Raw genomic sequence first — 24,853 nt, 5'->3', positions numbered from 1 at the left:
GAGCCTGTCGAAACGAGCGGATGCTGCTGTGCGGCCCTACGCCGTGAAGTAGCTGCTCGTGGCGTTGTCGAGGATGCGCTGCATGCCGTGCATCCAGTTCGTCTTCAATGCCTCGATCGCGCCGGCGACGTCGCCCGCTGCGAGGCGGGTGGCGATCTCGGCGTGCTCGGCGGCGACGCGCTCGACCTTGACGTCTTCAGGGACCAGCAGCGACTCGTACCGGTGGAACGAGCTGCGCACGCTCTCGATCACGGCGAGCAGGCGAGTGTTCGGGCAGGCCGAGAGCATGAGGGTGTGCCACTCATCGTCCTTCGTGATGACGAGCTGGTGTTCGACGAGCTCATCGGCGAAGGCATCCGCCATCTCCTTCAGGCGCGCGCCGATCGCGCGCAGCTCGTCGGGTGGGCTGAGCTCGAGGGCGAGGCTCTCGAGGTTCGCCATCACGGGGGCGAGGTCGCGGAACTCCGAGGCGCTCAGCGGCACGAAGCGGAAGCCCTTGCCGTTCTCGCTCTCGATCTGTCCCTCGGATTCGAGCGCGATCAGGGCTTCGCGCAGCGGGGTGCGGCTGACGCCGAGCTCAGCCGCGAGCTGGACCTCGTTGATGCCCTCTCCGGGTTGCACGAGTCCTGTCCGCATGCGGGCGAGGAGCTCCTCTCGCACTTGGGAGCGCAGATTCTTGCGTTCGATGGCCATCGGCCGGTTCCCCCTTCTGCGTCACGCCCTGCCTGTCAGCCTATGGCTTGACGGTCCCCGCACGACGACCTACTGTGGTGTATACAGAATACAGTGACGTCTCCGAATGCGCCAGCGCAGGACGGGATCCGTGAACAAGACTCAGAGAGGAGTCCTCGTGCCCGCATCCTCAGTGGACGGTGGTGACCAGCCGATCCGACGCGTCCGCATCGACGCACTCGCCTACGGCGGCGACTACAACCCCGACCAGTGGTCGGAGCAGACCTGGCATGAGGACATCCGTCTGATGCGCGAAGCCGGCGTGAACATGGTCAGCCTCCCGATCTTCAGCTGGCCGCAGCTCGAGCCGGAGCCCGGCGTCTACGACTGGGCATGGCTCGACCGCATCATCGAGCTGTTGCACGAGAACGGCATCCGCATCGATCTGGCGACGGCCACCGCGACCCCGCCATCATGGCTGCTGCGCGCACACCCCGAGATGGCCCCGTGGGACGTCGACGGCCACCGGCTCGAGTTCGGCTCCCGCCAGACCTACTGCCCGTCATCGCCGATCTGGCGCGAGAACGTCGCCCGGATGACGCGCGCCATGGCCGAGCGCTACGGAGAGCATCCTGGGCTGGCGATGTGGCACATCTCGAACGAGTACGGCGACCACACCTCGCGCTGCTGGTGCCCGGAGTCGGCACGGCACTTCCGTCGCTGGCTGCAGAACCGCTACGGCGACCTCGACGGACTCAACGAGGCCTGGGGCGTCAACGTCTGGGGGCAGCGGTACACCTCGTGGGAGCACATCGAGACGCCGAAGAAGGCGCCAGGGCCGACCAACCCCACCCAGCTTCTCGACTTCGAGCGATTCTCATCGGATGCCCTGCTCGAGCTGTTCCAGATCGAGATCGATGTGCTCCGCGAGATCACCCCCGACATCGCGGTGACGACGAACTTCATGAGCATGTTCCGCGACCTGAACTACTGGGACTTCGCCGCCGCCGAGGATGTCGTCACGGACGACGCCTACCCGGAGCCGGCCGATCCGACCGCCCACGTCGGCGCGGCATTGAACTACGGCCTGATGCGCTCGCTCAAGGGCGGACAGCCGTGGCTGCTGCTGGAGTCCTCGGCCAGTGCCACCAGCTGGCGCGACGTCAACGTCCCCAAGGCGCCGGGCAAGATCCGGGTCGAGAGCCTGCAGGCCGTCGCGCACGGTTCTGATGCCGTGATGTTCTTCCAGTGGCGTCAGGCGAAGTACGGGCAGGAGAAGTTCCACTCATCGATGCTCGGCCACCGCGGAGAGCGCTCGCGCAGCTTCCGGGAGACGAAGGCCCTGGGACTGGAGTTGAAGAAGCTCGAGCCGGTGCGCGGCACCAGGGTGCGCTCGCGGGTCGCGCTTGTCGTCGACTGGGACTCCTGGTGGGGATCCAGTGCCCTCGAGTCGCTGCCGTCGCAGCGTCTGCAGTGGTCCCGTCAGGCGCGGGAATGGCACCGGGCGCTGTACACGCTCGGCCAGCCGACGGATGCCGTGCGCGCCACCGGTCCCTTCGACGGGTACGACGTCGTTGTGGTGCCCAACCTGTACATCACCGAGCAGCCGCAGGCTGATGCGCTCCGCTCTTTCGTCGAACGAGGCGGGCATCTCGTGGTCGGTCCGTTCTCCGGCGCCGTGGACGCCACCGAGAAGGTGCACGATGGCGGCGCCCCCGGCCCACTGCGCGACCTGCTGGGCATCGAGGTCGACGAGCAGTGGCCGATCGCCGAAGAGCTGACCGAGACTATCGACTACGCCGGCGAGACGCTCATCGCGCCGAGCTGGAGCGAGTGGATCGAGGCGGATGCCGGCGTCGAGATCCGCGGCGCCTATGCGTCTGGCGAGCTGGCCGGACTGCCCGCGGTGACCCGTCGCGCCGTCGGATCCGGCTCTGCCTGGTACCTCAGCGCGATGCTCGAACGGGACAGCATGCTGCCGGTGTTCCGCGACGTCCTGCGCACGGCAGGTCTCCCGACGCGCGAGCACGTCGACGTCGACGCCGAGGTGATCACCCGCACCGACGGGAACACCGACTATACGTTCTACCTCAACCACGGCCGCAATCCCGTGGCGTTCGAGCTCGGCGCAGCCGCGACCGACCTGCTCACCGGCATACGCCATTCCGGCCGCCTCGACCTTGACCGCTACGGCGTCGCGGTACTGGCGGCGCCCCGATCCGAGACCGCCCCGTTCTCGACGATCATCCCGAACGAATCTCCCGACAACCACGTGAAGGAGCAAGCATGACGAATGACAACTTCGTGCATCCGTACATCCCCAACACCGCGCCCGAGTCACAGGCAGCGATGCTCGCGGTCGTCGGTGCAGCATCCGTCGACGAGTTCTACGCCGACGTGCCCGGGTCGCTGCGCCTGAATCGCCCGCTCGATCTGCCCGCACCTCTCGTCGCCGAGCAGGATCTGGCTCGGCACGTGCGCGGCATCCTGGCGAAGAACACGCCCACCGGCACGCGCCTCAGCTTCCTCGGCGCTGGCGTCTACAACCACTACGTGCCGGCTGTCGTCGACGAGGTGATCGGGCGCAGCGAGTTCCTCACCGCCTACGCCGGTGAGCCGTACGAGGACCACGGTCGCTTTCAGGCGCTGTTCGAATACCAGTCCCTGATGGCCGAACTGCTCGAGATGGATGTCGTCAACGTCCCCACCTATGACGGCTACCAGGCCACCGCCACTGGCCTCACGATGTCAGGGAGGATCACAGGCCGCACCCGCGTGATCGTCGCCAGCGACGTGCTGCCGGCCAAACTCGCCAAGGTGGCGGACTACGTGCGCGCCCACCTGACGCTGGAGCACGTCCCGACGACCGGCGGCACCGCCGACATCGCCGCCGTGACCGCGTCGCTCGGCGATGACGTCGCTGCCGTGTGGGTGGAGACGCCCAGCGCCACCGGAGCCGTCGAGGCCGCACTGCAGCAGATCGCCGACGCCGCGCACGCCGTCGGCGCGGTGCTCGTTGTCGGAACGGATCCGATCGGCTACGGCATCCTCACCCCGCCGTCGCTCAACGGCGCCGACATCGTCACCGGCGACATCCAGTCGCTCGGACTTCATCAGTGGTACGGCGGCGCACACGGTGGCTTCATCGCGGTGCACGACGACCCGAGGTTCGTCATGGAGTTGCCCTCTCGGCTGTTCGGCCTCGCGACCACCGACGTCCCCGGCGAGTACGGCTTCGGCGACGTCGCCTACGACCGGACTTCTTTCGCACACCGCGAAGAGGGGAAGGAATGGGTCGGCACGGCTGCAGCGCTCTGGGGCATCGCCGCTGGCGTCTATCTCTCTCTGATGGGACCGGACGGCATGGCCGAACTCGGCGAGACCCTGCTCACCCGCACGCGGTACGCGCAACGGGCGCTAGCCGCTGTCCCCGGTGTGACGCTCGACGATGATGCCGTGCACCTGCGCGAGTTCACCGTCACGTTCGACGTGCCCGCCGCCGACATCGTCGCAGCACTTCGCGCGAGGGGCATCGAGCCCGGCGTGATCGTGGATCCGCACCGCCTGCTCGTGTGCGTCACCGAACTCAACTCGCAGGCCGACATCGACACCCTGGCGAGCGCGCTCGCCTCCGTCATCACCCCCGAACTCGCTGAGGAGAACAAGCGATGAGCCTCCCCGTCGCCCCGAAGCCGGCGCTGCGCCGCTTCCAGCAGGCTCGCTGGGACGAGCCGATCATCTTCGAGCTGTCCACGCCCGGTGAGCGCGGCGTGCTCGTGTCGCAGGTCGAGCCGGGTGTGCGTGACGCGGTGGGTGACGTGGTCGGCGCCCTGCCGGCGTCCCTGCGCCGCCTGTCGAAGCCGAAGCTCCCCGAGATGGGGCAGATGCGCGTGCTCAAGCACTATCTGCGCCTGTCTCAGGAGAACCTCGGCGCCGACTTCAACGTCGATGTAGGGCAGGGCACCTGCACCATGAAGTACTCGCCGAAGATCAACGACCAGCTGATCGGCACCCCGCAGCTCACTGACATGCACCCGCACCAGGACCCGGCCGATGCGCAGGGCGTGCTCGAGATCGTCTGGAACCTCGAGCGGATGCTGGCGGAGATCTCCGGTATGGACGAGGTCTCGCTGCAGACTCAGGGCGGTTCGGCCGCGATCTGGTCGAACATCGCGATGATCCGCGCATATCACGAGGCGAACGGCGAGGGCGAGCAGCGCCGCGAGGTCATCACCACGATCTTCAGCCACCCCTCCAATGCGGCGGCGGCGAAGGCCGCCGGCTACGAGGTCATCACGGTGTTCCCTGATGCCGATGGCTATCCCGATCTGGCCGCGCTGAAGGCGGCGCTGTCGCCGCAGACAGCGGCGATCATGGTCACCAACCCCGAGGACACCGGCATCTACAACCCGGCGATCCGGGAATGGGTGGATGCCGCGCATGCCGTCGGCGCGCTGGCCTCGTACGACCAGGCGAACGCCAACGGCATCCTGGGCATCACGCGTGCCCGCGACGCCGGGTTCGATGTCTGCCACTTCAATCTGCACAAGACCTTCTCGACCCCGCACGCGTGCGGTGGACCAGGCGCGGGTGCGAATGCGGTGAGCGCAGCCCTCGCACCGTTCCTGCCGGGTCCGCGGGTGATTCGGGCGGACGACGGCACGTTCGACGTCGCCGAGGCCGGCGCCCAGTCGATCGGGGCAGTGGCGCCATTTCACGGCGTGATCCCCAATCTTGTGCGCGCCTATTCGTGGATCATGGCGCTCGGTGCCCCCGGACTGCTCGCGGCGGCCGAGATCGCGGTGCTGAACAACAACTATCTGATGGCTCGCGTGCTGGCGATTCCGGGGGCGTCCGCGCCCTATGCGGCGGGCAGGCGCCGCATCGAGCAGGTGCGCTACTCCTGGGAGGAGCTGTTCCAGGACACCGGCGTCTCCTCTGAGGAGATCGGCGTGCGGATGACCGACTTCGGCATGCACTACTGGACCAGCCACCACCCGTACGTGGTGCCGCAGCCGTTCACGCTCGAGCCGACCGAGTCGTACTCGATGGCCGAGCTCGACGAGTATGCAGCGACGCTGGCCGAGGTGGCGCGCGAGGCGCGGGAGACACCAGAAGTCGTGCGCACAGCTCCGCACAACCAGACCGTGCACCACACGCACCACGACGACCTCGACGACCCGGAGCGCTGGGCGATCACGTGGCGGGCCTACCAGCGCAAGTACTTCTCGTCGTGATCGGACTGGTCGTCAATCCTGTCGCCGGAGTGGGCGGGCCTGCTGGGCTCGCCGGCTCCGACGGCGCGGACGTGCAGCGCCTCGCCATCGCGCGCGGCGCCCGTTCGCGCGTGCAGGAGCGGACGGCCATCGCGCTGCGGGTGCTCGCTGAACAGCATCCGAGCCTCGTCGTGCTCACGGCGGCCGGTGAGATGGGGGCGGATGCCGTGCGCGCGGCCGGCCTGGCACCCCACGTCCTGTACGGGGCGGACGAGGAGTCAGAGTCCGATTCGTACAGTGGCGACCGGGCAGCGGGCACGGATGCCGTCGACACGTCGCGTGCCATCGCCGCGGTGGCCGCTGCCGGCGCCGAACTCGTGCTCGTCGTCGGCGGCGATGGGACGCTGCGGGATGCCGTCGCCGGGCTGGGTGCTGCGGCGTCCGCGGAGGCACGGATGCCCGCGGTGCTCGGTGTCCCGGCCGGAGTGAAGATGTACTCCCCGGTGTTCGCCGTCAGCCCCCGCGCGGCGGGGGCCATCGCTGCGGAATGGGTCGCACAGCACGGACTGCCGGTCCAAGAGCGAGAGGTGCTCGACATCGACGAGGCTGCGATGCGCCGCACCCGCGTTGACCCGGTCCTGCACGGGTTCCTTCGGGTGCCGTACCGCGGCGGCCGCACCCAGGCGCGCAAAGCCGCGACTCCCGCCACCGAGGCAGCCGCCGTCGCTGCGGCCGCGCGCGGTGTCATCGCGCAGATGCGGCCCGGCATCCGCTATCTCCTCGGACCAGGTGGCACGACCGCCGAGGTCGCCAGCCAACTGGGCGTGACAGGCTCCCCGCTCGGCGTCGACGTCGTCCTCGACGGCGCTCTCGTCAGGGCCGCCGCGAGTGAGCGGCAACTCCTCGCTGAGATCGCCGAAGGCCCGGCGCAGGCCGTGGTGACGGTCATCGGAGGGCAGGGGTTCCTGCTCGGCCGCGGCAATCAGCAGCTCTCGGCATCAGTCCTGCGCCGCCTCGGCGACGCCCCCCTTCTCATCGTCGCGCCTGAGCAGAAACTGCTCGACCTGCACGGCCGTCCACTCATCGTCGACACCGGTGATGCCGAGCTCGATGCGAAGCTGGCCGGACACATGCGCATCATCACGGGCGTCGGCATCAGCAGCCTGTACGCCGTCATCGCCCCCGAACTCGCCCCCACACAGTAAGGAACTCCATGCGTCTAGAGAACAAGAAGGCCATCGTCACCGGCGGAGCCGGCGGCATCGGCCGCGCCACGTCGATTGCGCTCGCCGCGGAGGGCGCATCCGTCGCCGTCGTCGACCTGAACGCCGAGGCCGCCGAAGCAGTGGCCGCCGAGATCCGCGAGGGCGGAGGTACCGCGATCGCGATCGCCGCCGACGTCGCCAGCGAGTCCGACATCGAGCGGGTCGTCGCCACCGCAGTCGCCGAACTCGGCGGTGTGAACATAGTCTTCAACAATGCCGGCATCATCCGCCGCACCACCGCGGTCGAGACGACGGTCGAGGAGTGGGACCGCGTGTTCGGTGTGAACGTGCGCTCCATCTTCCTGATGTGCAAGCACATAGTGCCGATCTTGGAGGCCGCGGGTGGCGGCTCGATCATCAACACCGGCTCCGGGTGGGGGCTCAAGGGCGGCGGGCAGGCGCTGTCCTACTGCGCCTCGAAGGGGGCGGTCGTGAACATGACCCGGGCGCTGGCGATCGATCACGGACCCGCCGGCATCCGCGTGAACTCGGTCAACCCTGGCGACGTGAACACTGGGATGCTCAGTGACGAGGCACGTCAGCTCGGGCAGGACCCGGCCACGTTTCTCGCCGAGGCCGCCGACCGCCCGCTGCGCCGGATGGGGCAGCCCAGCGAGATCGCACAGGCCGTGGTCTGGCTTGCGAGCGACGACTCCTCGTACGTGACCGGTTCGGCGCTCGTCGTGGACGGCGGTGGCATCGCCTGACGGCGTCCGCGCCGGGCGCGCGCCCAGCCGGCTCGCGTAGAATCGGCCCAATGACCAGCGGTCCCTCTGAGCCCTTCGCGGGCATCCCCTCCGGCATCGACCCCGATGACCTCGCGACCACGCTCCGGGTGCTCGCAGCCCTCGATCAGGTCGACCAGGAGCATCCCGACTACCTGGCAGTCCGCCGCGGCACCTCGAACATGTTCAAGGCCGTGAAGCGCGCGCGTCGCAAGGAGATCCGCGATGCCATCGCCGAGGCCGACAAGGCCGTCGTCGCTCGCACCGCGACCGGCGCCCCCGACCGCATCGACGACGAGACCCGCGGCAACGACCTGGCCACCAGCGTCACCGACGCCCCGATCGCCGGTGAGCTGCTCAAGCCGCGCAACTGCTACATCTGCAAGCAGCCGTACACGATCGTCGACGCGTTCTACCACCAGCTCTGCCCCGAGTGCGCGCGCTTCAGCCACGGCAAGCGCAACGCGCGCACCGACCTCACGGGCCGCCGCGCGCTGCTCACCGGCGGCCGCGCGAAGATAGGCATGCACATCGCGCTGCGGCTGCTGCGCGACGGCGCGCACCTGACGATCACCACTCGCTTCCCGCGCGACGCCGTGCGCCGGTTCTCATCGCTGCCGGACTCCGCCGACTGGCTGCACCGGCTGCGCGTGGTCGGCATCGACCTGCGCGACCCCGCCCAGGTGATCGGCCTGGCGGACTCGGTCGCGGCCCAGGGCCCGCTCGACATCCTGATCAACAACGCCGCGCAGACCGTGCGGCGCTCGCCGGGTTCGTACTCGCTGCTGGCGGATGCTGAGCTGCAGCCGCTCCCGGACGGACCGCTGCCCGAGATGGAGACGTTCGGGCACACCGCCGACCCGCACCCGCAGGCGCTGCAGGCATCCGTGGATGCGCACCCCCTGCTGTCGGTGGCAGCGCTCGGCGGCACGGTCGCCGAGCAGGGCGGGCAGGCGCTGACCGCCGAGGACCTGGCACGGTTGGCGATGGCACCTGGCTCGTCATCATTGGTCAAGCACGCCGATGGCACCGCGATCGACGCCGGCGGCCTCGTGCCTGACGTGAACACCGTGAACAGCTGGGTGCAGAACATCGAGCACGTCGACCCGCTCGAGATGCTCGAGGTGCAACTGGCCAACACCACGGCGCCGTTCCTGCTGATCAGCCGACTGCGGGCATCCATGGCCGCGTCGAGTGCACGCCGCACCTACGTCGTCAACGTCTCGGCTATGGAGGGGCAGTTCTCGCGCCGGTACAAGGGACCGGGGCATCCGCACACCAACATGGCCAAAGCCGCGCTGAACATGCTCACCCGCACCAGCGCCGGGGAGATGCTCGAGACCGACGGCATTCTGATGACCGCTGTCGACACGGGCTGGATCACCGATGAGCGTCCGCACTACACGAAGGTGCGCTTGGCAGAAGAGGGCTTCCACGCACCGCTCGACCTCGTCGACGGCGCCGCGCGCGTATACGACCCGATCGTGCAGGGCGAGGCCGGCGTAGACCTGCACGGCGTGTTCCTGAAGGACTACAAGCCGAACCCCTGGTGATGAGCATGCCCGCGAGCGAGATCATCGAACGCCTGCGCGGCGGGCTCATCGTGTCGTGCCAGGCCTACCCCGGCGAGGCCATGCGCGACCCGAACACGATGGCGCAGGTGGCGAAAGCCGCGCTGGTGGGCGGTGCCAGTGGCATCCGCGTGCAGGGCATCGGCGACATCCGCGCCACAGCCGACCTGCCGGTGCCGGTCGTGGGTCTGTGGAAGGACGGCGACTCCGACGTCTTCATCACCCCCACCCTGCAGCATGCGATCGCGGTCGCCGATGCGGGTGCCGACATCGTCGCGATCGACGGCACACGGCGGGCACGGCCAGACGGTCTGACGCTCGCGGAGACGATCGCGGGGCTGCGCGCGCGCAGCGACGCCCTGATCATGGCGGACTGCGGGTCGCTCGAAGATGCCATCGCGGCCGAAGCCGCAGGCGCTGACATCATCGGCACGACGCTTTCGGGCTACACCGGCGAGCGGCCGAAGACCGACGGGCCGGACCTCGAGCTGATCTCACTGGTGACCCAGGCCTGCTCCCTGCCAGTGGTGGCCGAGGGGCGCATCCATTCGCCTGCCCAGGCAGCCGCGGCGCTCGCGGCCGGTGCCTTCAGCGTCTGCGTCGGCACCGCGATCACGCATCCGTCCACCATCACCTCGTGGTTCGTGGACGCCATCGGCTGAGCGTCAGCGTCGGAGGGCGGGTCCGGGTCACTCCGCGCGAGGGAACCGGACGTCGACCATGAGCCCGCCCTCCGCCCGCGCGGTGAAGCGCAGCTGCGCATCATGCGCCCTGGCGATGCTCTGCGCGATGGCGAGGCCGAGCCCGAGACCGCCGTGGTCGACCGACGGATCCGCGTCAGCATCCTCCCTGCCCGTCTGACGCGTGCGTCCAGCGCCGCGCTGGAAGGGCTCGGCCAGCGTCGAGAGCAGCTCGGGCGAGATCGGATGCCCGGTGTTGCCGACCGTCAGCACGACGGCATCCGGTTCGGCCGCCACCCGCACCCCCACGTAGCCGCCGGGGCCGACGTTGTGCACGATCGCGTTGTGCATCAGGTTGGTCAGCAGCTGCAGCAACAGTGCGTCCGAGCCGATCACGCGCGTCGGGGTGCCCATCGATTCCAGGACGATGCCGCGCTTCTCGGCGAGCGGCAGCAGATTCTCGGTCGCCTCCTCGACCAGCAGTGAGAGGTCGACGGGTCGGCGCTCGAACGCCTGGCCATCTGCGCGCGCCAGCAGCAGCAGCGCCTCTGTCAGTTCGACCGCGCGAGCATTGACCTGGGTGAGGCGCGACAGCAGCGCGTCGACGTCGCGGTCGGGGTCGGCCTCTGCCACTTCGAGCAGGGTCTGGGTGATCGCCAGCGGCGTGCGCAGCTCGTGCGAGGCGTTCGCCGCGAAACGCTGCTGCTCGGCGATCTGCGCCTGGATGCGGTCCAGCATGGTGTCGAACACGTCGGCGAGGTCGCGGAACTCATCGCGGCGCCCCGGCATCGCCACGCGCCGATCGAGATTCCCCTGCGCGGTGAGCTGCGCGACCCGGCTGATGCGGTTCAGCGGCGCCAGCATGCGCCCTGCGAGGAACCAGCCGCCCAGCAGCCCCACCACCAGAAGGAACAGCATCGCCCAGCTGACCGCCGGCGTGAACGCGCGCACCAGGTCTGACTGATTGGGCACGAACCGATCGGCGGTGATGGCGCCGTCGGGCACGTAGCGCAGCAGGAACAGGAAGACCACCGTCAGCAACACGGTGCCGGCGACGATCAGGAATCCAGCGTACGTCAACGCGAGCTTGGTCCGCACGCTCAGCCCGGGGAGCCTACCGGTCGGCATCGACGTCTCCCTGCGGCGCGGTATCTATGCGATAGCCGACACCGGGCACCGTGGCGATCACCCATGGCTCGCCAAGACGCTTGCGCAGCGCCGAGACCGTGATGCGCACGGCATTCGTGAACGGATCCGCGTTCTCATCCCACGCCCGCTCCAGCAGCTCCTCCGCACTGACCACCCCGCCCTCAGCGGCGATGAGCACCTCGAGAACGGCGAACTGCTTCCTGGTCAGCGCGACATAGCGATCATCGCGATACACCTCGCGACGGAACGGATCCAGGCGCAGACCAGCGAGCTCTCGCACCGGTGGCCGCGCGTGAGCCCGACGGCGATCGAGCGCGCGCAGACGCATCACCAGCTCACGCAGCTCGAACGGCTTCGTGAGGTAATCGTCGGCGCCCAGCTCGAAACCCGAGACCTTGTCGTCGAGGCGGTCGGCGGCCGTCAGGATCATGATCGGGATGCCGCTGCCAGAGGCCACGATCCAGCGGGCGATGTCGTCCCCGGAGAGCCCAGGCAGGTCGCGGTCGAGCACAGCCAGGTCGTAGGCGTTGATCGTCAGCAGCTCGAGCGCGGTGTCGCCGTCGGCGGCGATGTCGGCGGCGATGGCCTCCAGCCGGAGCCCATCGCGGATGGCCTCGGCCATCAGGGGCTCGTCCTCGACGATCAGAACGCGCATGCCTGAAGCCTACGTGCGGGCGCATATCGCCCGCGTATCGAAAACCGCATACGGCCCTGCAACATCCGGCTTCGTTGACTGGGAGCATGAACAGCGTCAGAACGATGACCGCGGCCACCGAGCGCAGGCGTCGGCGTCGGCGTCGGACCCTCACGGGCATCACGGTGCTCATCGTCGTGCTCGCGGCCTTCGCCGTCACCCAGGCGGCACTCCAACTGCAGCACGCACCACGCGCAGCGGCGGACGGGCAGCCGGTGGTCGGGCAGCCTGCCGGCACGACCGCCGACCGAGAGGTCACGGGTGCGGACGGCGTGATCCGCGATGGCGAGCAGGTGAATGCCTGGAGCGACGTTCCGGCGGTGACGAATCTCGAGCCCGCACTGCTCGACGCGCTCCGCCGCGCAGCCGACGACGCGGCGGCGGACGGGGTGGAGATCCGTCTGAACAGCGGCTGGCGCACGCCCGCCTATCAGAACCTCCTGCTGCAGGATGCCACCGCAGAGCACGGCACGGCAGAAGAGGCCGCCCGCTGGGTGGCCACACCCGAGGAGTCGGAGCACGTGTCCGGCGAGGCGGTCGACATCGGCCCGTGGCGGGCCGCGGAGTGGCTCGCCGACCACGGCGCCGCGCACGGACTCTGCCAGGTGTACGCCAACGAGGCGTGGCACTTCGAGCTGCGTCCGGACGCCGTCGACGTCGGATGCCCGCGCATGTACGCCGACGCCTCCGAGCGGCGGTGAGGATCGACATGAGCTTCCCCCCACCCACTCTGCAGCTGATTCGATCCTCGGTCGCCGAGAACATCGCCAGGGTGCAGGCGCAGGTCCGCCCGCCGATCATGGCCGTCGTGAAGGCCGACGGATACGGCCACGGGGCCGTGCCCGTGGCATCCGCCGCCCTCGATGCCGGAGCCGAATGGCTCGGCATCACCGACGTCGCTCATGCGGCACCGCTGCGTGAGGCCGGGCTGCGCGCGCCGATCCTGGCGTGGTTGAACCCGGCGGGGATCGACGCCGAGCAGGCGAACCTGCTGCGCGTCGACGTCGCGATCGGCTCGGTCGACGAACTGCGAGCGCTGCTCGACCAGCGCCCCACGGCGCAGCGCGTGCACCTCAGTGTGGACACCGGCATGACCAGGGGCGGATGCCCCATCGAGGACTGGAACGCCCTGCTGCAGCTGGCCCGCCGGGGTCGCGATGCCGGACACATCACTGTGACCGGTCTGATGGGGCACCTGCCGAACGCCGACCGCGCTGATCCGCGCGCCAACGTGCCCGCCGTGCTGTTCATGCGCGCGGCCCGTGACACCGCGCTGCGCGCGGGCTTCGCCCCCGTCATCACCCACCTGTCTGCCACGTCAGGAGCTCTGACCGACACCGGCACCCATTTCGATCTGGTGCGGATCGGCGCCGGGCTGGTCGGCATCGATCCGTCTGCCACCACGACGCTCGCGGCAGCGGGACGATTCACCGCCCCGGTGGTGCACAGCATCAGCGCATCAGCGGGCACGCCGGTCGGCTACGGCGGTACGCACATCACGAGCTCCCCCACACGGCTTGCGGTCGTCGGGGTCGGCTATGCCGACGGCATCCCGAGGGAGCTGTCCGCCGACGCCTGCGTGTCGATCGATGGCCGGCGGCATCCCATCGTCGGTCGGGTGTCGATGGATCAGATCGTCGTCGACACCGGCGTCTTCGACTACCCGCGCGGCACCACGGTGACGATCTTCGGGCCCGACGCGGGGGCGCCGAGCGTGCAGGAGTGGGCCGCCTGGGCGGGCACGATCCCGCACACGATCGTCACAGGCATCGGACCACGAGTGAGAAGGAGCGCTGCATGAAGCGGATCGTCGTCATAGGAGGGGGCGAGAGCGCAGAGCACGCGGTCTCGCTGGCCGGCGCGGACGGCCTCGCCGCCGCGCTGGAACAGGCCGGCTTCGCTGTCGAGCGGCTGACCATCAGCGCAGATGGATGCTGGATGCACGACGGCGTGCCGCTGGCGCCGACACCGGCGCTGTCGCTGCAGCTCGCCGTCGGAGTTCTCGCGGGGGCCGACGCAGTGCTCCCTGTCGTGCACGGCCGCGGCGGGGAGGACGGCGCGCTCGCCGCGCTGTGCGCCCTCGCACACGTGCCCGTTGTGGGATCCGGTGTTGCCGCCGGCGCGATCGGCATGGACAAATGGGCGACCAAGCTCGTGGCCGAGGCCATCGGCATCCGCACAGCCCCGGCGCAGCTCGTCGACGCCTCCGACATCGGCGACATCGAGTTCGAGCAGGAAGTGGTCGTCAAACCCGTCAGCGCCGGGTCGAGTCACGGCGTGACGCTGGTGCGTCAGGCCGATCAGCTGCAGGCGGCGCTGCACGAGGCGGCGCACCATGACCGCCGCATCCTCATCGAGCAGGTCGTGCGCGGTCGAGAGATCGACGTCGCGGTGCTGCGTGATTCGGGCGGCGTGCGCTGGGCGACGCCGCCGTTGGAGATCCACGCGAACGGACTGTTCGACACGGCGAGCAAGTACGACGGCACGGCGCGCTTCGAGGTGCCCGCCGAGCTGTCGCGCCGCGACCGGACCGCGTTGACCGGTGCCGCACTGCGGATGTTCGATGCCCTCGGCTGCGCGGGCGTCGCACGCATCGACTTCTTCCTCACTGCAGAAGGGCCGGTGCTGAACGAGGTGAACACGACACCTGGAATGACCGCGCAGTCACAGGTGCCGCTGATGTTCGCGGCCGCCGGGGTGTCATACCCGGAGCTGGTGCGGCGGATGGTGGCCAGTGCACTCGAGGGGGTGCCGCGGTGAGTGGGAGGGTGGGCTCACCCGACGTCGTCAAGGGGGTGCGCTCGGCCGCGACTCCGGGCTGTTCACGCCGCCTCACCGCGGCAAGCGATCAGACCGCAGTCCCGCGAAGAACTCCCGCACGTCCGCCAGCAGCAGGTGCGGCTCCTCCAATGCGGCGAAGTGTCCGCCGCGACCTTCGACGTCGGTCCAGCGCACGATCGTGTTCGACTTCTCCTCCGCGAATCGCAGTCCGACGTCGTGCGCGAACACCATCACCGCGGTGGGAACACCCGAGTTCTCGGGCACGGCTCCCCATCCGGCATCCTGCGCGTATCCGACGTACGCGGCCGTCCCACCTGTGGCCGTGAACCAGTAGAGCGCCGCGTTCTCGAACAGGAATCGCTCTCCGATGAGGTCGGCGGCGGAGGTCTCCGCCGGATGCGTCCACGCCTGGATCTTGTCGTGGATCCACGCGAACTGCGCCACCGGGCTGTCGGCGAGCATCGCACCGATCAGGGCGGGTCGTGTCGACTGGATCGAGATGTAGCCGAACTCCCGCTGCATGAACTCGCTGACCCGCCGCAGCCGATCGCGCTCCAGGGGCGTGAGCGCCGCGGCTGTCTCGTCGTCGACCTGTCCGACGAATGATCCGAGCGAACCGTTCGCGTGGATGCCGATCACACGGTCCGGTGCGATGCGCCCCATCTCGGGCGCGACGCCCGCCCCCATGTCGCCGCCCTGGATCGCGAAGCGCTCGTAGCCTAGCCGCGTCATCAGCTCGAGCATCACGACCGCGATATCGCTGCGCTTCCAGTCCGCGCCGACCAGCGGCGTCGAGAAGCCGAAGCCGGGATGCGACGGAATCACGACATCGAAGGCGTCGGATGCCGCGCCGCCGTGGGCGAGTGGATCGGTGAGCGGCCCGATCAGCGCTTCGAACTCGAGGAACGACCCTGGCCAACCGTGCATGAGCAGCAGAGGCGTCGCATCGGGATGCGGCGACCGCACGTGCACGGCATGGATGTTCTGGCCGTCGATGTTCGTGATGATCTGCGGCAGGGCGTTGAGTCGTGCCTCTGTCGCGCGCCAGTCGTGCTGAGCCCACCGGGCCATCAGACGCTGCAGTTCCGCCGACGGGATGCCGGTGCTGCTGTCGTCGACTGGAAGGGGCTGCGGGAACCGCGCGTTCTCGAGCCGATGCTGCAGATCTGCAACGGCGGAGTCGGCGATCTCGATGCGGAAGGGCTGGACCCGGTTCGTGTTCATGACTTCAGCTTCTCGCCCTAATAGGTCACAATATGTCCTGATACGCAAACAGGCTGGATGCATGACTCGAACCACGGGACGGACACTTGCCCTGCTCGCACTGCTGCAGGTGCGCAGGGCATGGAGCAGCGCCGAACTGCGCGAGCGCCTCGAAGTGAGCGGTCGCACGCTGCGGCGCGACATCGACGACCTTCGTGAACTCGGGTACGGCGTCGAAGCGACCCGCGGGAGACACGGTGGATACCGGCTCGGCGCCGGCGCCGAGGTGCCGCCGCTCACGCTCGCCCCGGACGAATCCGTCGCGATCGCCGTGGGGTTGCGGGCCGCCGCGACGACCGTGGTGACGGGGATGGAGGATGCCGCGGCCCGCGCACTCGCGAAGCTGGAGCAGTCTCTGTCACCGGCGACCCGCCGGCAGATCGTCGAGGTCGAGCAGGCGATGGTGCCGCTCGCAGAGGGCAGGCAGGACATCGACTTCGAGGTCGTCACCGCGCTCGCCGCTGCCATCGCCGCCCATCGGAGACTGCGTGTCGACTACACCCGCCATGACGGTGTCGAGATTCAGCGGGTCATCGAGGCGCACCGCATCGTGCACACCGCAGAGCGCTGGTATCTGGTCGCCTGGGACCCCACACGCGAAGCCTGGCGCACGCTGCGCGTGGACCGGCTGCGACGCCCGGTCGAACTTCGTGAGGACTTTCCCCAGCGCGACATCCCCGACGATGCGCTGCGGCAGTTCACAGCGCACAGCATCACGACGGCGCCCTATCCGATCCGGGCGCGGCTGCGCATGCATGCGCCCGCGGCACAGGTATCTCAGCACTTCGACGCGTCGATCGCCCAGGTCGTCGACGACGTCGACGGCACCAGCATCCTCACCGCCGGCGCCCGCACACCGGAGGAGTTCGCGCTGTACATCGGCATGAGCGGCATCGAGTTCGAGGTGCTCGAGGGCGAGGAGGTGCGACGCGCGCTCTGTGAGATGGGGGAGCGGATGCTGCGCGGACGAGGGCCGGGGGAGGCTGACCCTCGACATTCATGATCCACCGGCCGGCTTTCTCGGCCGGCGACTGCCGAACGGCGGGTCGGTCTACAGCCGGTCGACGCCGGTCACCGTGACGACGGCTTCGCCGGCTTCATCGGATGCCGCCAGATCGATCGTCGCCGAGATGCCCCAGTCGTGGTCGCCGGCGGGATCGTCGAGGATCTGGCGTGCGGTCCACATCGTCTGGCCTTCGGTGAGTATCAGCAGCTTCGCGCTGCGGGCATCTGGCCCTGTGAGGATCTCATCGTGCTCGGCGAAGTACGCGTCGAGCGACGCGTCCCAGGCGTCGGCGCCGAAGTCGGCGTCGAGGGATGCCAGTGCATCGACGTCCTCGCGGGCGGCGAGCTGCACGCGACGGAACAGCTCGTTGCGCACCAGGGTGCGGAAGGCGCGCACGTTCGAGGTGAGGCGCTTGGGTGCCGGCGGCACGACCGGCTCGTCATCGTGACGCGGCACGTCGAACACCCCGTTGTCGATGCCAGCGCGCAGCTCTTCCCACTCGTCGAGCAGTGACGAGTCGACCTGGCGCACCAGCTCGCCGAGCCACTCGATGAGGTCGCGCAGGTCTTCGTTCTTCAGGTGCTCCGGGATCGTCTGCGATGCCGCGCGGTACGCGTCGGACAGGTATCGCAGCACGACCCCCTCTGAGCGGGCGATCTTGTAGTACGCGACATATTCCCCGAACGACATGGCTCGCTCGTACATGTCGCGCACGACCGACTTCGGGTGCAGTTCGAAGTCGCGGATCCACGGCTGCGCAGAGCTGTAGGTCTCGAAGGCCGCACCGAGCAGCTCTTCCAGCGGCTTCGGATAGGTGATCTGCTCGAGCAGCTCCATGCGCTCGTCGTATTCGATGCCCTCGCGCTTCATCTCGGCCACGGCTTCGCCCCGCGCGAGGAACTCCTGCTGTCCGAGCACGGCGCGCGGGTCGTCGAGCGTCGACTCGACGATCGAGATCATGTCGAGCGCGAACGTCGCAGCATCCGGATCCAGCAGCTCGAACGCCGCCAGCGCGAACGGCGACAGCGGCTGGTTCAACGCGAAGTTCGGCTGCAGGTCGACCGTGAGACGCACCTCGCCGTCAGCCGTCTGCTCGACGATGCCCGATTCCCGCAGCGTGCGGTAGATCCCCAACGCGCGAAGGGCGAGCAGACGCTGCTTCGCACGCGGTTCGTGATTGTCGTATACCAGCGCGCGCATATTGCCGAACACGTCGCCGCCGCGGGCGATCACGTTGAGCATCATGGCGCTGGTGATCTGCATGTGCGAGGTGAGCGTCTCGGGCTCGGCGTCGATCAGCTTGCGGAACGACGGCTCGCCCCACGACACGAAGCCGTCCGGTGCCTTCTTGCGGATCAGCTTGCGCTTCTTCTTCGGATCGTCGCCGGCCTTCTTGATCGCCGCGGCGTTCTCGGTCTCGTGCTCCGGTGCCTGGGCGACGACGGTTCCGGCCGTGTCGAATCCGGCGCGGCCGGCGCGGCCGGCGATCTGGTGGAACTCGCGGGCGTTCAGCTGTCGCATCCGCTGTCCGTCGAACTTCGTCAGCGCGGTCAGCAGCACCGTGCGGATCGGCACGTTGATGCCGACGCCGAGGGTGTCGGTGCCGCAGATCACCCGCAGCATGCCGCGCTGGGCGAGCTGCTCGACGAGGCGCCGGTACTTCGGAAGCATGCCCGCGTGGTGCACGCCGATACCGGCCCGCAGGAACTTCGACAGAGTCCTGCCGAACGCGGTCGTGAAGCGGAACTCGCCGATCAGCTCGGCGATGGCATCCCGCTGCTCTCGGGTGGCGATCTTGGTGCTCGACAGCGCCTGCGCGCGCTCCATCGCGGCCGCCTGCGAGAAGTGCACGACGTAGATCGGAGCCTGCCCGGTGGTCAGCAGTTCTTCGACGGTCTCGTGGATCGGCGTGAGCTCGTAGTAGAAGTGCAGCGGCACCGGCCGCTCGACGCCGGTCACGACGGCCGTCTCGCGCCCGGTGCGCCGGGTGAGATCGGATGCCAGCTCCGTCACATCCCCGAGGGTCGCCGACATCAGGATGAACTGCGCCTGCGGCAGCGTGAGCAGCGGCACCTGCCACGCCCAACCTCGATCGGGGTCGGCGTAGAAGTGGAACTCGTCCATCACGACCTGGCCGACATCAGCATCCGACCCCTCGCGCAGCGCGAGGTTCGCCAGGATCTCAGCCGTGCAGCAGATGATCGGGGCATCGGAGTTCACCGACGAGTCGCCGGTGATCATGCCCACGTTCTCGGGGCCGAACGTGTCGACCAGCGCGAAGAACTTCTCGCTCACCAGTGCTTTGATGGGCGCGGTGTAGTACGTGCGGCGGCCGTCGGCGAGGGCGGCGAAGTGGGCGCCGACGGCGACGAGCGACTTGCCAGTGCCGGTCGGGGTGCTCAGAATCAGGTTCTGTCCCGAGACGATCTCGATGACAGCTTCGTCCTGCGCGGGGTACAGGCTGATGCCGGTCGACTCCGCCCATTCGACGAATGCCATGTACACGGCATCCGGATCGGCGTCGCGGAGGGGAGTGGGATCGAGAAGCATGGTGTCTCGATCCTTTCACGGTCGCAGGCCACATCTCCTGCGCTCTGCGAGCTCGCTGCGCGCGGCGTGCCGCGCTCAGGCCTTCTTCACGAGGCTCGACTTGAGCAGCATGGCGCCGAAGCCGTCGACCTTGCAGTCGATGTCGTGGCCGTTGACCGGGTCGATGAGGCGGATGCCGCGCACCTTGGTGCCGGCCTTGATGCCCTGCGGTGATCCCTTCACCTTGATCGAGGTGGTCACCACGACCGTGTCGCCGTCGGCGAGGACGTTGCCGACGGCGTCCTTCACGACGCGTTCGGCGGACTCCTCGGTGGATGCTGAGGCGGATTCGGCCGGCGACCACTCGTGTCCGCACATCGGGCACACCAGCAGCGCGCCCATCTCGTAGGCGTGCTCGCTGGAGCATTCCGGGCACAGGGGAAGCGTGTCGGTCATGCCTCGAGCATATCTCGATATGATGAATTCATCAGATCAGCGATGCGAAGGGGAGAGATGCTGAGTGATCCGAACCGCCCGCTGTACGAGGTGAAGGCCGGACTCTTCAAGGGGCTCGCGCACCCGATCCGCATCCGCATCCTTGAAGTGCTCTCGAGTACTCCCGAGGCCACGGTCACCGACCTGCTGCGCGTCGTCGAGCTCGAGCCCTCGCACGTCTCTCAGCATCTCGCCGTGCTGCGCCGCAACCGCCTCGTGGTCTCCGAGCGTCGCGGCAGTCTGGTGTTCTACCGTCTCGCGTACCCCCAGGTCGCCGGCCTGCTGCGCGTCGCCCGCGCGCTGCTGGGTGAGATCCTCGAGACGACCCAGCAGCAGCTCGTCGAGCGCGATCACCTGCCGGCCATCCCCGCACGCGCATGAACCTCCGCTCCGCCCGGATGCTGCTGCCGTCAGCATCCGACTACCGCGCACTGCCGCGCACCTGGCGGGGTGACCTGCTTGCGGGCGTCACTGTCGGCATCGTCGCCCTGCCGCTCGCGCTCGCCTTCGGCGTCAGCTCTGGTGCCGGCGCCGAGAGCGGGCTGGTCACTGCCATCGTCGCCGGGGCGGTCGCGGCGATCTTCGGCGGATCGAACGTGCAGGTTTCCGGCCCCACCGGGGCGATGGTCGTCGTGCTCGCGCCGATCCTCGCCGTGCACGGCGCCGGCGCGCTGGCAGCGATCTGCCTGATGGCAGGGCTCATCGTGCTGATCGCCGGCGTGCTGCGGCTCGGCCGCACGGTGGGCTACATCCCGTGGCCGGTGATCGAGGGGTTCACCCTCGGGATCGCCGTGATCATCTTCCTTCAGCAGGTGCCGACGGCGACCGGCACCCCGGTGGGCGAGAGCACCAACGCCGTGATCGCGGCCGCACAATCACTGGCCGCCGTGGCGTGGCCGAAGCTCGGCTGGTCGCTGCTGCTGGTCGGCATCGTCGTGGTCATCATGCTCCTTTCGACCCGTCTGCATCCGCGCTTTCCCGGGTCACTGCTGGCGATCGTCGTCGCCTCGCTGATCGCTGCACTGGTCGGACTTCCGGTCGACACCATCGGCGAGCTGCCCACCGGGCTGCCGGCCCCGATGCTGCCCGCCGTCGACCTGACGACGCTGCTCTCTCTGGTCGGTCCTGCCGTGGCGGTCGCCGCGCTGGCCGCCATCGAATCCCTGCTGTCGATCCGAGTGGCTGCGACCCTTGCCGACACCGGCCAGTATGACGCCGATCGTGAGCTCGTCGGTCAAGGCCTCGCCTCGATCGCCTCTGGACTGTTCGGCGGCATGCCGGCCACCGGTGCGATCGCGCGCACAGCCGTGAACGTGCGCGCGGGAGCCCGCACGCGCGCGGCATCCACCGTGCATGCGCTGCTGCTGCTCGCCATCGCGCTCGTCGGCGCCTCGGTGGTCGCGCACATCCCGTTGGCGGCGCTGGCCGGTGTGCTGATGGTGACCGCCGTGCGGATGATCACACCGTCCACGGTGCGCACCGTGCTGCGCTCGACCCGCGCCGACGCCGCGGTCTTCATCGTCACGGCCGTGATCACGATCAGCGTCGACCTGATCTACGCGGTGCTGATCGGCCTGCTCGTCGCGGGCTTCTTCGCGCTCCGTCAGCTGGCGGGCACGAGCGGCGTGCATCGGGAGGAGCTGCCGGGGCTCGCGCAGCCCGGCGACGAGCGCATCGCGGTGTTCCGACTCGAGGGCGCCCTGTTCTTCGGAGCGGCGGAGCGGATGCTGGAGCGCGTCGCCGAGCTGCGCGACATCGAGGTCATCGTGATCCGCATGTCGCAGCTGCAGATCCTCGATGCCACCGGCGCGCAGGTGATCACCGAGCTGATCACCTCGCTGGAGCGTCGCGGCATCACCGTGCTGGTCAAGGGGATCCCACCGCAGCACCGTCCACTCGCCGAGCGGGTCGGCGTGCTGGCATCCCTGCGCCACCAGAATCACCTCTTCGATGAGCTCGGCGCCGCCGTCGCGCACGCGCGCAGCCATGTCGCGCGGGCCGCGGCTCCCTGACGCGCCTCCGGTTCAGGACAGGTCTCTCGGAAGGGTGGATGCCCGGACTCAGGCGTACCCGAACTGCTTGCGCGTCATGGCATCGAAGGTGCGATCGGGCAGGAAGGTCGCGAGCGCGACGGCGATGTTCGCGCCTGGGCCGATCCGGTAGCGGGTCTTCGGGCGCGCGGTGAGTGCGGCCTTGACGATGAGCTCGGCGACAGCATCCGCACTCGACATCTGCTTCGCCATGCCGGGGCTGGCGAAGTACGCGCGCATCGCGGCCGCCATTTTCGCGTACGGACCGCGCGCCGACGTCTGCTCGAGGCGATCCATCGCAGTGTTGTGCCAGTCCGTGGCGACATAGCTCGGCTGCACCAGCGTGACGTCGATGCCGAACTGGGCCACCTCTCCGCGCAGCGAGTCCGACAGGGCCTCGAGCGCGAACTTCGACGCGTGGTACCAGCCACCAAGGGGCGCTGCGAACTCGCCGGCGAGCGATGAGACGTTGACGATGCGGCCGCGGCCTGCAGCGCGCATGCCTGGCAGCGCGGCCTGGATCAGGCCGACGGCGCCGAGCACATTCACCTCGAGCTGGGCGCGGGCGTCTGCCAGCGAGGTCTCCTCGACGCTGCCGAACTCGCCGTAGCCGGCGCAGTTGATGAGCACGTCGATGGGGCCGTTCTCGGTCGCGGTGGCGACGGCGTGCTGGATCGACTGCTCGTCGGTGAGGTCGAGTGCGACTGGGGCCACACCGTCGATCGCGGCGATCGCCGTGGTGTTGCGCGCTGCGCCGTAGACCGTGAGGCCCTGGGCTGCGAGCAGGGCCGCGACGCGGGCGCCGATTCCGGAGGAGGCGCCGGTGATGAGGATGTTCGTCATGCGAGATTCCCTTACTGTGAATGCTGTTCACTGATTACCGGGTACGTTACAGTGAACGTCATGCACAGTCAAGACGATCGCGCGATTCGGCAGCTCTGGGGTCTCGAGGCGCCGACCGTCCGCGGACCGAAAGCGCGGTGGACGACTGCAGAGGTGTCCTCGGTCGCGGTCGACCTCGCCGACGAGATCGGCCTGGAGTCCCTCTCGCTCGCCCGCGTCGCTGCACGCCTCGAGATGACCACGACGGCGCTGTATCGATACGTCGGCTCGAAGGCCGAGCTGGTGGAATTGATGGTGGATGCTGCCATCGGCGATCCGCCCGAGATCACAGCATCCGACTGGCGGGAGCGCTGCCGCGTCTGGGTCCGGCACCTCGCGGGCGTCTATGCCGCGCACCCCTGGCTCTCGGATGTCGCGCCCACGCGGCTGCCAGTGCAGCCGCGTGCCTACGCGTGGATCGATGCCCTGGTCACCGCGATCACCGACGACGTGCAGGCCGACCCGCTGCGGATCGCCCTGCTGCTCGACAGCCTGACGCGCACGTACGCGGCCATGGAGCGGAGCCTGACGGCGGCTGCACCCGCTCCCTGGCTGTCGGATGCTGTCGCCAAGTCCTTCCCTCGACTGAGCGTTCAGCGCGAGGCGCCCGATGCCCGCACCGAACTCACCTTCGCCGTCGACACCGTCCTTCGGGGCCTCGACTGAGCACGAGTCCGCGGCCTCCGCAGCCTGTGGTCCCCGCCCGAATCCCCGAACGGATGGCGGGAGCCTGAACGGATGGCGGCCGACACGCCGCGAAATCGACCGCCATCCGTACCCGGCCGCGAGGAGTGAGCCGCGAGGAGTGGGCCGCGAGGCCGGAGCGGAGTCAGTCGCCGGCGAGCTCGCCGTGGATGCGACGGAGGTCCTCCATGAGCGAGCCGACGAGAATCCAATGATCGGATGCCGGTGGCCGCACCACCAGGGGAGCCGTCAACGCCGGCATGGCCGAGGTCATCGGGGCGGGCTCGCCCGCATCCGTTGCATTCGGGGCATCCGACGACTGCGCCAGCGTCTGCACCGCGAGCCGCACATCGTGCCCCGCGCGGTGCAGCTGCTCGGCGATCGCCCGCACGGCAGCGTCATCGGCGAGGGTGTCGTCGTAGTGGTCGAAGTACGCGCGAGTCATGCCGATCACCTGCGTGACGACAGGGGAGAGTCGCTCGTAAAGCGCCTGGATATCGGTCAGTTCGTCGCCGTGCCGCGAGCGACGCGGGTTCAATGACAGTGACTCCTTGGCGGCCTTGAGCGACGCTTCGGCGGCGTCCTTCATCGGACGCAGCAGCCGCACCTGCAGCATCAGCTCGTGCAGCTGCGCGCTGGTGTGGACCGAGGGCAGCGCCTCGCCGAGACGGTCGAGGGATGCTGCCACTTCGCGCCCCAGCAGAGTGACATCCCGACGCGCAGGGCCCGAGAGCACCGGCGGCACGATCGCGAAGTTCACGATCAGGCCGATCGCGGCTCCGATCAGGGTCTCGATGATGCGCTCGGCCGCGTACGCGGGGTTCGAGGCGCCGAGGGCGAGCACCAGCAGGGCCGAGATCGCGACCTGATTTCCCGTGCCGGTCGAGGCCCGAAGCGCCCACGCGACCAGCATGGCGACGAGAACGGCGGCCAGCACGACCCAGCTCTGCGAACCGAGCAGCAGCGTCAGCAGCACCGCGATCACGACGCCGATGATCACCCCGGCGCTGCGCTCGATCGCCTTCGACAGCGACTGATTCACGCTCGGCTGCACGACCAGCAGCGCGGCGATCGCCGCGAACACCGGCAGCGGCCCCGGCAGCAGCCATCCGGCGATCAGCCAGGCCGCGATGGTCGCTGCGGCCGACTTCAGCACCTGCAGCAGCGGGGCCCGCTGTGCGGCTCTGATCGCAGAGGGGAAGCGCATGGCC

Annotated in this window: 22 protein-coding genes; 14 read left to right on the top strand and 8 right to left on the bottom strand. The window is 69.0% G+C overall.

The features are described 5' to 3' along the window. Positions 1-36 precede the first annotated feature (36 nt). Positions 37-693 (bottom strand): GntR family transcriptional regulator, encoded by a 657-nt coding sequence (locus tag MNR00_RS16010; RefSeq protein WP_241926903.1) that lies wholly within the window; start codon positions 691-693, stop codon positions 37-39. Positions 694-850: 157 nt separating this feature from the next. On the opposite strand from MNR00_RS16010, the gene MNR00_RS16005 reads away from it, so the two are divergent. Genes MNR00_RS16005 through MNR00_RS15975 form a run of 7 tightly spaced genes read left to right on the top strand, consistent with a single transcriptional unit; the run spans position 851 to position 10,111 of the window. Continuing rightward, positions 851-2,962 (top strand): beta-galactosidase, encoded by a 2,112-nt coding sequence (locus tag MNR00_RS16005; RefSeq protein ID WP_241926902.1) that lies wholly within the window; start codon positions 851-853, stop codon positions 2,960-2,962. Beyond that, on the top strand, positions 2,959-4,344 hold the full coding sequence (gcvPA, locus tag MNR00_RS16000; protein ID WP_241926901.1) for an aminomethyl-transferring glycine dehydrogenase subunit GcvPA: 1,386 nt from the start codon (positions 2,959-2,961) through the stop codon (positions 4,342-4,344). The genes MNR00_RS16005 and gcvPA overlap by 4 nt, the downstream gene beginning before the upstream one ends. Further along, complete coding sequence (gene gcvPB, locus MNR00_RS15995) at positions 4,341-5,909, top strand: aminomethyl-transferring glycine dehydrogenase subunit GcvPB (protein WP_241926900.1); 1,569 nt, start codon at positions 4,341-4,343, stop codon at positions 5,907-5,909. Before gcvPA ends, gcvPB begins: the two co-directional genes overlap by 4 nt. Continuing rightward, positions 5,906-7,093 carry an NAD(+)/NADH kinase gene (locus tag MNR00_RS15990; RefSeq protein ID WP_241926899.1) on the top strand — a complete coding sequence of 396 codons (1,188 nt, stop codon included), beginning with the start codon at positions 5,906-5,908 and terminating at the stop codon, positions 7,091-7,093. The genes gcvPB and MNR00_RS15990 overlap by 4 nt, the downstream gene beginning before the upstream one ends. A gap of 8 nt (positions 7,094-7,101) precedes the next feature. Next, positions 7,102-7,860 carry an SDR family oxidoreductase gene (locus MNR00_RS15985; protein ID WP_241926898.1) on the top strand — a complete coding sequence of 253 codons (759 nt, stop codon included), beginning with the start codon at positions 7,102-7,104 and terminating at the stop codon, positions 7,858-7,860. Between the two features lie 50 nt (positions 7,861-7,910). Beyond that, complete coding sequence (locus MNR00_RS15980) at positions 7,911-9,431, top strand: SDR family NAD(P)-dependent oxidoreductase (protein WP_241926897.1); 1,521 nt, start codon at positions 7,911-7,913, stop codon at positions 9,429-9,431. Next, positions 9,431-10,111 carry an N-acetylmannosamine-6-phosphate 2-epimerase gene (locus MNR00_RS15975; RefSeq protein ID WP_241926896.1) on the top strand — a complete coding sequence of 227 codons (681 nt, stop codon included), beginning with the start codon at positions 9,431-9,433 and terminating at the stop codon, positions 10,109-10,111. Before MNR00_RS15980 ends, MNR00_RS15975 begins: the two co-directional genes overlap by 1 nt. A 27-nt stretch (positions 10,112-10,138) precedes the next feature. Here MNR00_RS15975 and MNR00_RS15970 read toward each other — a convergent pair whose 3' ends face one another. Together MNR00_RS15970 and MNR00_RS15965 are read right to left on the bottom strand one after the other, a co-directional pair. Continuing rightward, complete coding sequence (locus MNR00_RS15970) at positions 10,139-11,227, bottom strand: HAMP domain-containing sensor histidine kinase (RefSeq protein ID WP_347271917.1); 1,089 nt, start codon at positions 11,225-11,227, stop codon at positions 10,139-10,141. A 16-nt stretch (positions 11,228-11,243) separates the two neighbouring features. Then, positions 11,244-11,933, bottom strand: a complete 690-nt coding sequence (locus tag MNR00_RS15965; protein WP_241926895.1) for a response regulator transcription factor — start codon at positions 11,931-11,933, stop codon at positions 11,244-11,246. 86 nt (positions 11,934-12,019) lie between these two features. On the opposite strand from MNR00_RS15965, the gene MNR00_RS15960 reads away from it, so the two are divergent. The 3 genes from MNR00_RS15960 to MNR00_RS15950 are packed head-to-tail and all read left to right on the top strand — an operon-like array spanning position 12,020 to position 14,732. Then, positions 12,020-12,673, top strand: a complete 654-nt coding sequence (locus MNR00_RS15960) for a D-alanyl-D-alanine carboxypeptidase family protein (protein ID WP_241926894.1) — start codon at positions 12,020-12,022, stop codon at positions 12,671-12,673. 8 nt (positions 12,674-12,681) lie between these two features. Then, entirely contained in the window at positions 12,682-13,773 is a 1,092-nt protein-coding gene (gene alr, locus MNR00_RS15955; RefSeq protein ID WP_241926893.1) for an alanine racemase, read from the top strand. Then, on the top strand, positions 13,770-14,732 hold the full coding sequence (locus tag MNR00_RS15950) for a D-alanine--D-alanine ligase (RefSeq protein WP_241926892.1): 963 nt from the start codon (positions 13,770-13,772) through the stop codon (positions 14,730-14,732). The genes alr and MNR00_RS15950 overlap by 4 nt, the downstream gene beginning before the upstream one ends. Before the next feature lie 72 nt (positions 14,733-14,804). Here the strand turns inward: MNR00_RS15950 and MNR00_RS15945 are convergent, their stop codons facing one another. Then, positions 14,805-15,977, bottom strand: coding sequence for an epoxide hydrolase (locus tag MNR00_RS15945; RefSeq protein WP_241926891.1), 1,173 nt, complete (start codon positions 15,975-15,977; stop codon positions 14,805-14,807). 61 nt (positions 15,978-16,038) lie between these two features. On the opposite strand from MNR00_RS15945, the gene MNR00_RS15940 reads away from it, so the two are divergent. Beyond that, the gene (locus MNR00_RS15940; protein ID WP_241926890.1) at positions 16,039-17,019 is read left to right on the top strand and encodes a YafY family protein; all 981 of its coding nucleotides are present in this window, start codon (positions 16,039-16,041) and stop codon (positions 17,017-17,019) included. Positions 17,020-17,067: 48 nt separating this feature from the next. Here MNR00_RS15940 and MNR00_RS15935 read toward each other — a convergent pair whose 3' ends face one another. Both MNR00_RS15935 and MNR00_RS15930 read right to left on the bottom strand, forming a co-directional pair. Continuing rightward, complete coding sequence (locus MNR00_RS15935) at positions 17,068-19,572, bottom strand: DEAD/DEAH box helicase (protein WP_241926889.1); 2,505 nt, start codon at positions 19,570-19,572, stop codon at positions 17,068-17,070. A 75-nt stretch (positions 19,573-19,647) separates the two neighbouring features. Further along, positions 19,648-20,007, bottom strand: coding sequence for a zinc ribbon domain-containing protein YjdM (locus MNR00_RS15930; RefSeq protein ID WP_241926888.1), 360 nt, complete (start codon positions 20,005-20,007; stop codon positions 19,648-19,650). 57 nt (positions 20,008-20,064) lie between these two features. Between MNR00_RS15930 and MNR00_RS15925 the strand changes: the two genes are divergently transcribed. Beyond that, positions 20,065-20,427 (top strand): metalloregulator ArsR/SmtB family transcription factor, encoded by a 363-nt coding sequence (locus tag MNR00_RS15925; RefSeq protein WP_241926887.1) that lies wholly within the window; start codon positions 20,065-20,067, stop codon positions 20,425-20,427. Beyond that, entirely contained in the window at positions 20,424-22,058 is a 1,635-nt protein-coding gene (locus MNR00_RS15920; RefSeq protein WP_241926886.1) for a SulP family inorganic anion transporter, read from the top strand. The genes MNR00_RS15925 and MNR00_RS15920 overlap by 4 nt, the downstream gene beginning before the upstream one ends. Positions 22,059-22,106: 48 nt before the next feature. Here MNR00_RS15920 and MNR00_RS15915 read toward each other — a convergent pair whose 3' ends face one another. Next, positions 22,107-22,919, bottom strand: a complete 813-nt coding sequence (locus tag MNR00_RS15915; protein ID WP_241926885.1) for an oxidoreductase — start codon at positions 22,917-22,919, stop codon at positions 22,107-22,109. A gap of 60 nt (positions 22,920-22,979) precedes the next feature. Between MNR00_RS15915 and MNR00_RS15910 the strand changes: the two genes are divergently transcribed. After that, positions 22,980-23,624 (top strand): TetR/AcrR family transcriptional regulator, encoded by a 645-nt coding sequence (locus MNR00_RS15910; RefSeq protein ID WP_241926884.1) that lies wholly within the window; start codon positions 22,980-22,982, stop codon positions 23,622-23,624. Positions 23,625-23,787: 163 nt separating this feature from the next. Here the strand turns inward: MNR00_RS15910 and MNR00_RS15905 are convergent, their stop codons facing one another. Continuing rightward, positions 23,788-24,849: an FUSC family protein gene (locus tag MNR00_RS15905; protein ID WP_241926883.1), complete on the bottom strand. Its 1,062-nt coding sequence runs from the start codon at positions 24,847-24,849 to the stop codon at positions 23,788-23,790. Between the last annotated feature and the right edge of the window lie 4 nt (positions 24,850-24,853).

The organism is Microbacterium sp. H1-D42 (assembly GCF_022637555.1).
GTDB lineage: Bacteria > Actinomycetota > Actinomycetes > Actinomycetales > Microbacteriaceae > Microbacterium.
The sequence above is the reverse complement of the archived record's forward strand: the minus strand, read 5'-3'. Positions and strand labels throughout refer to the sequence as shown.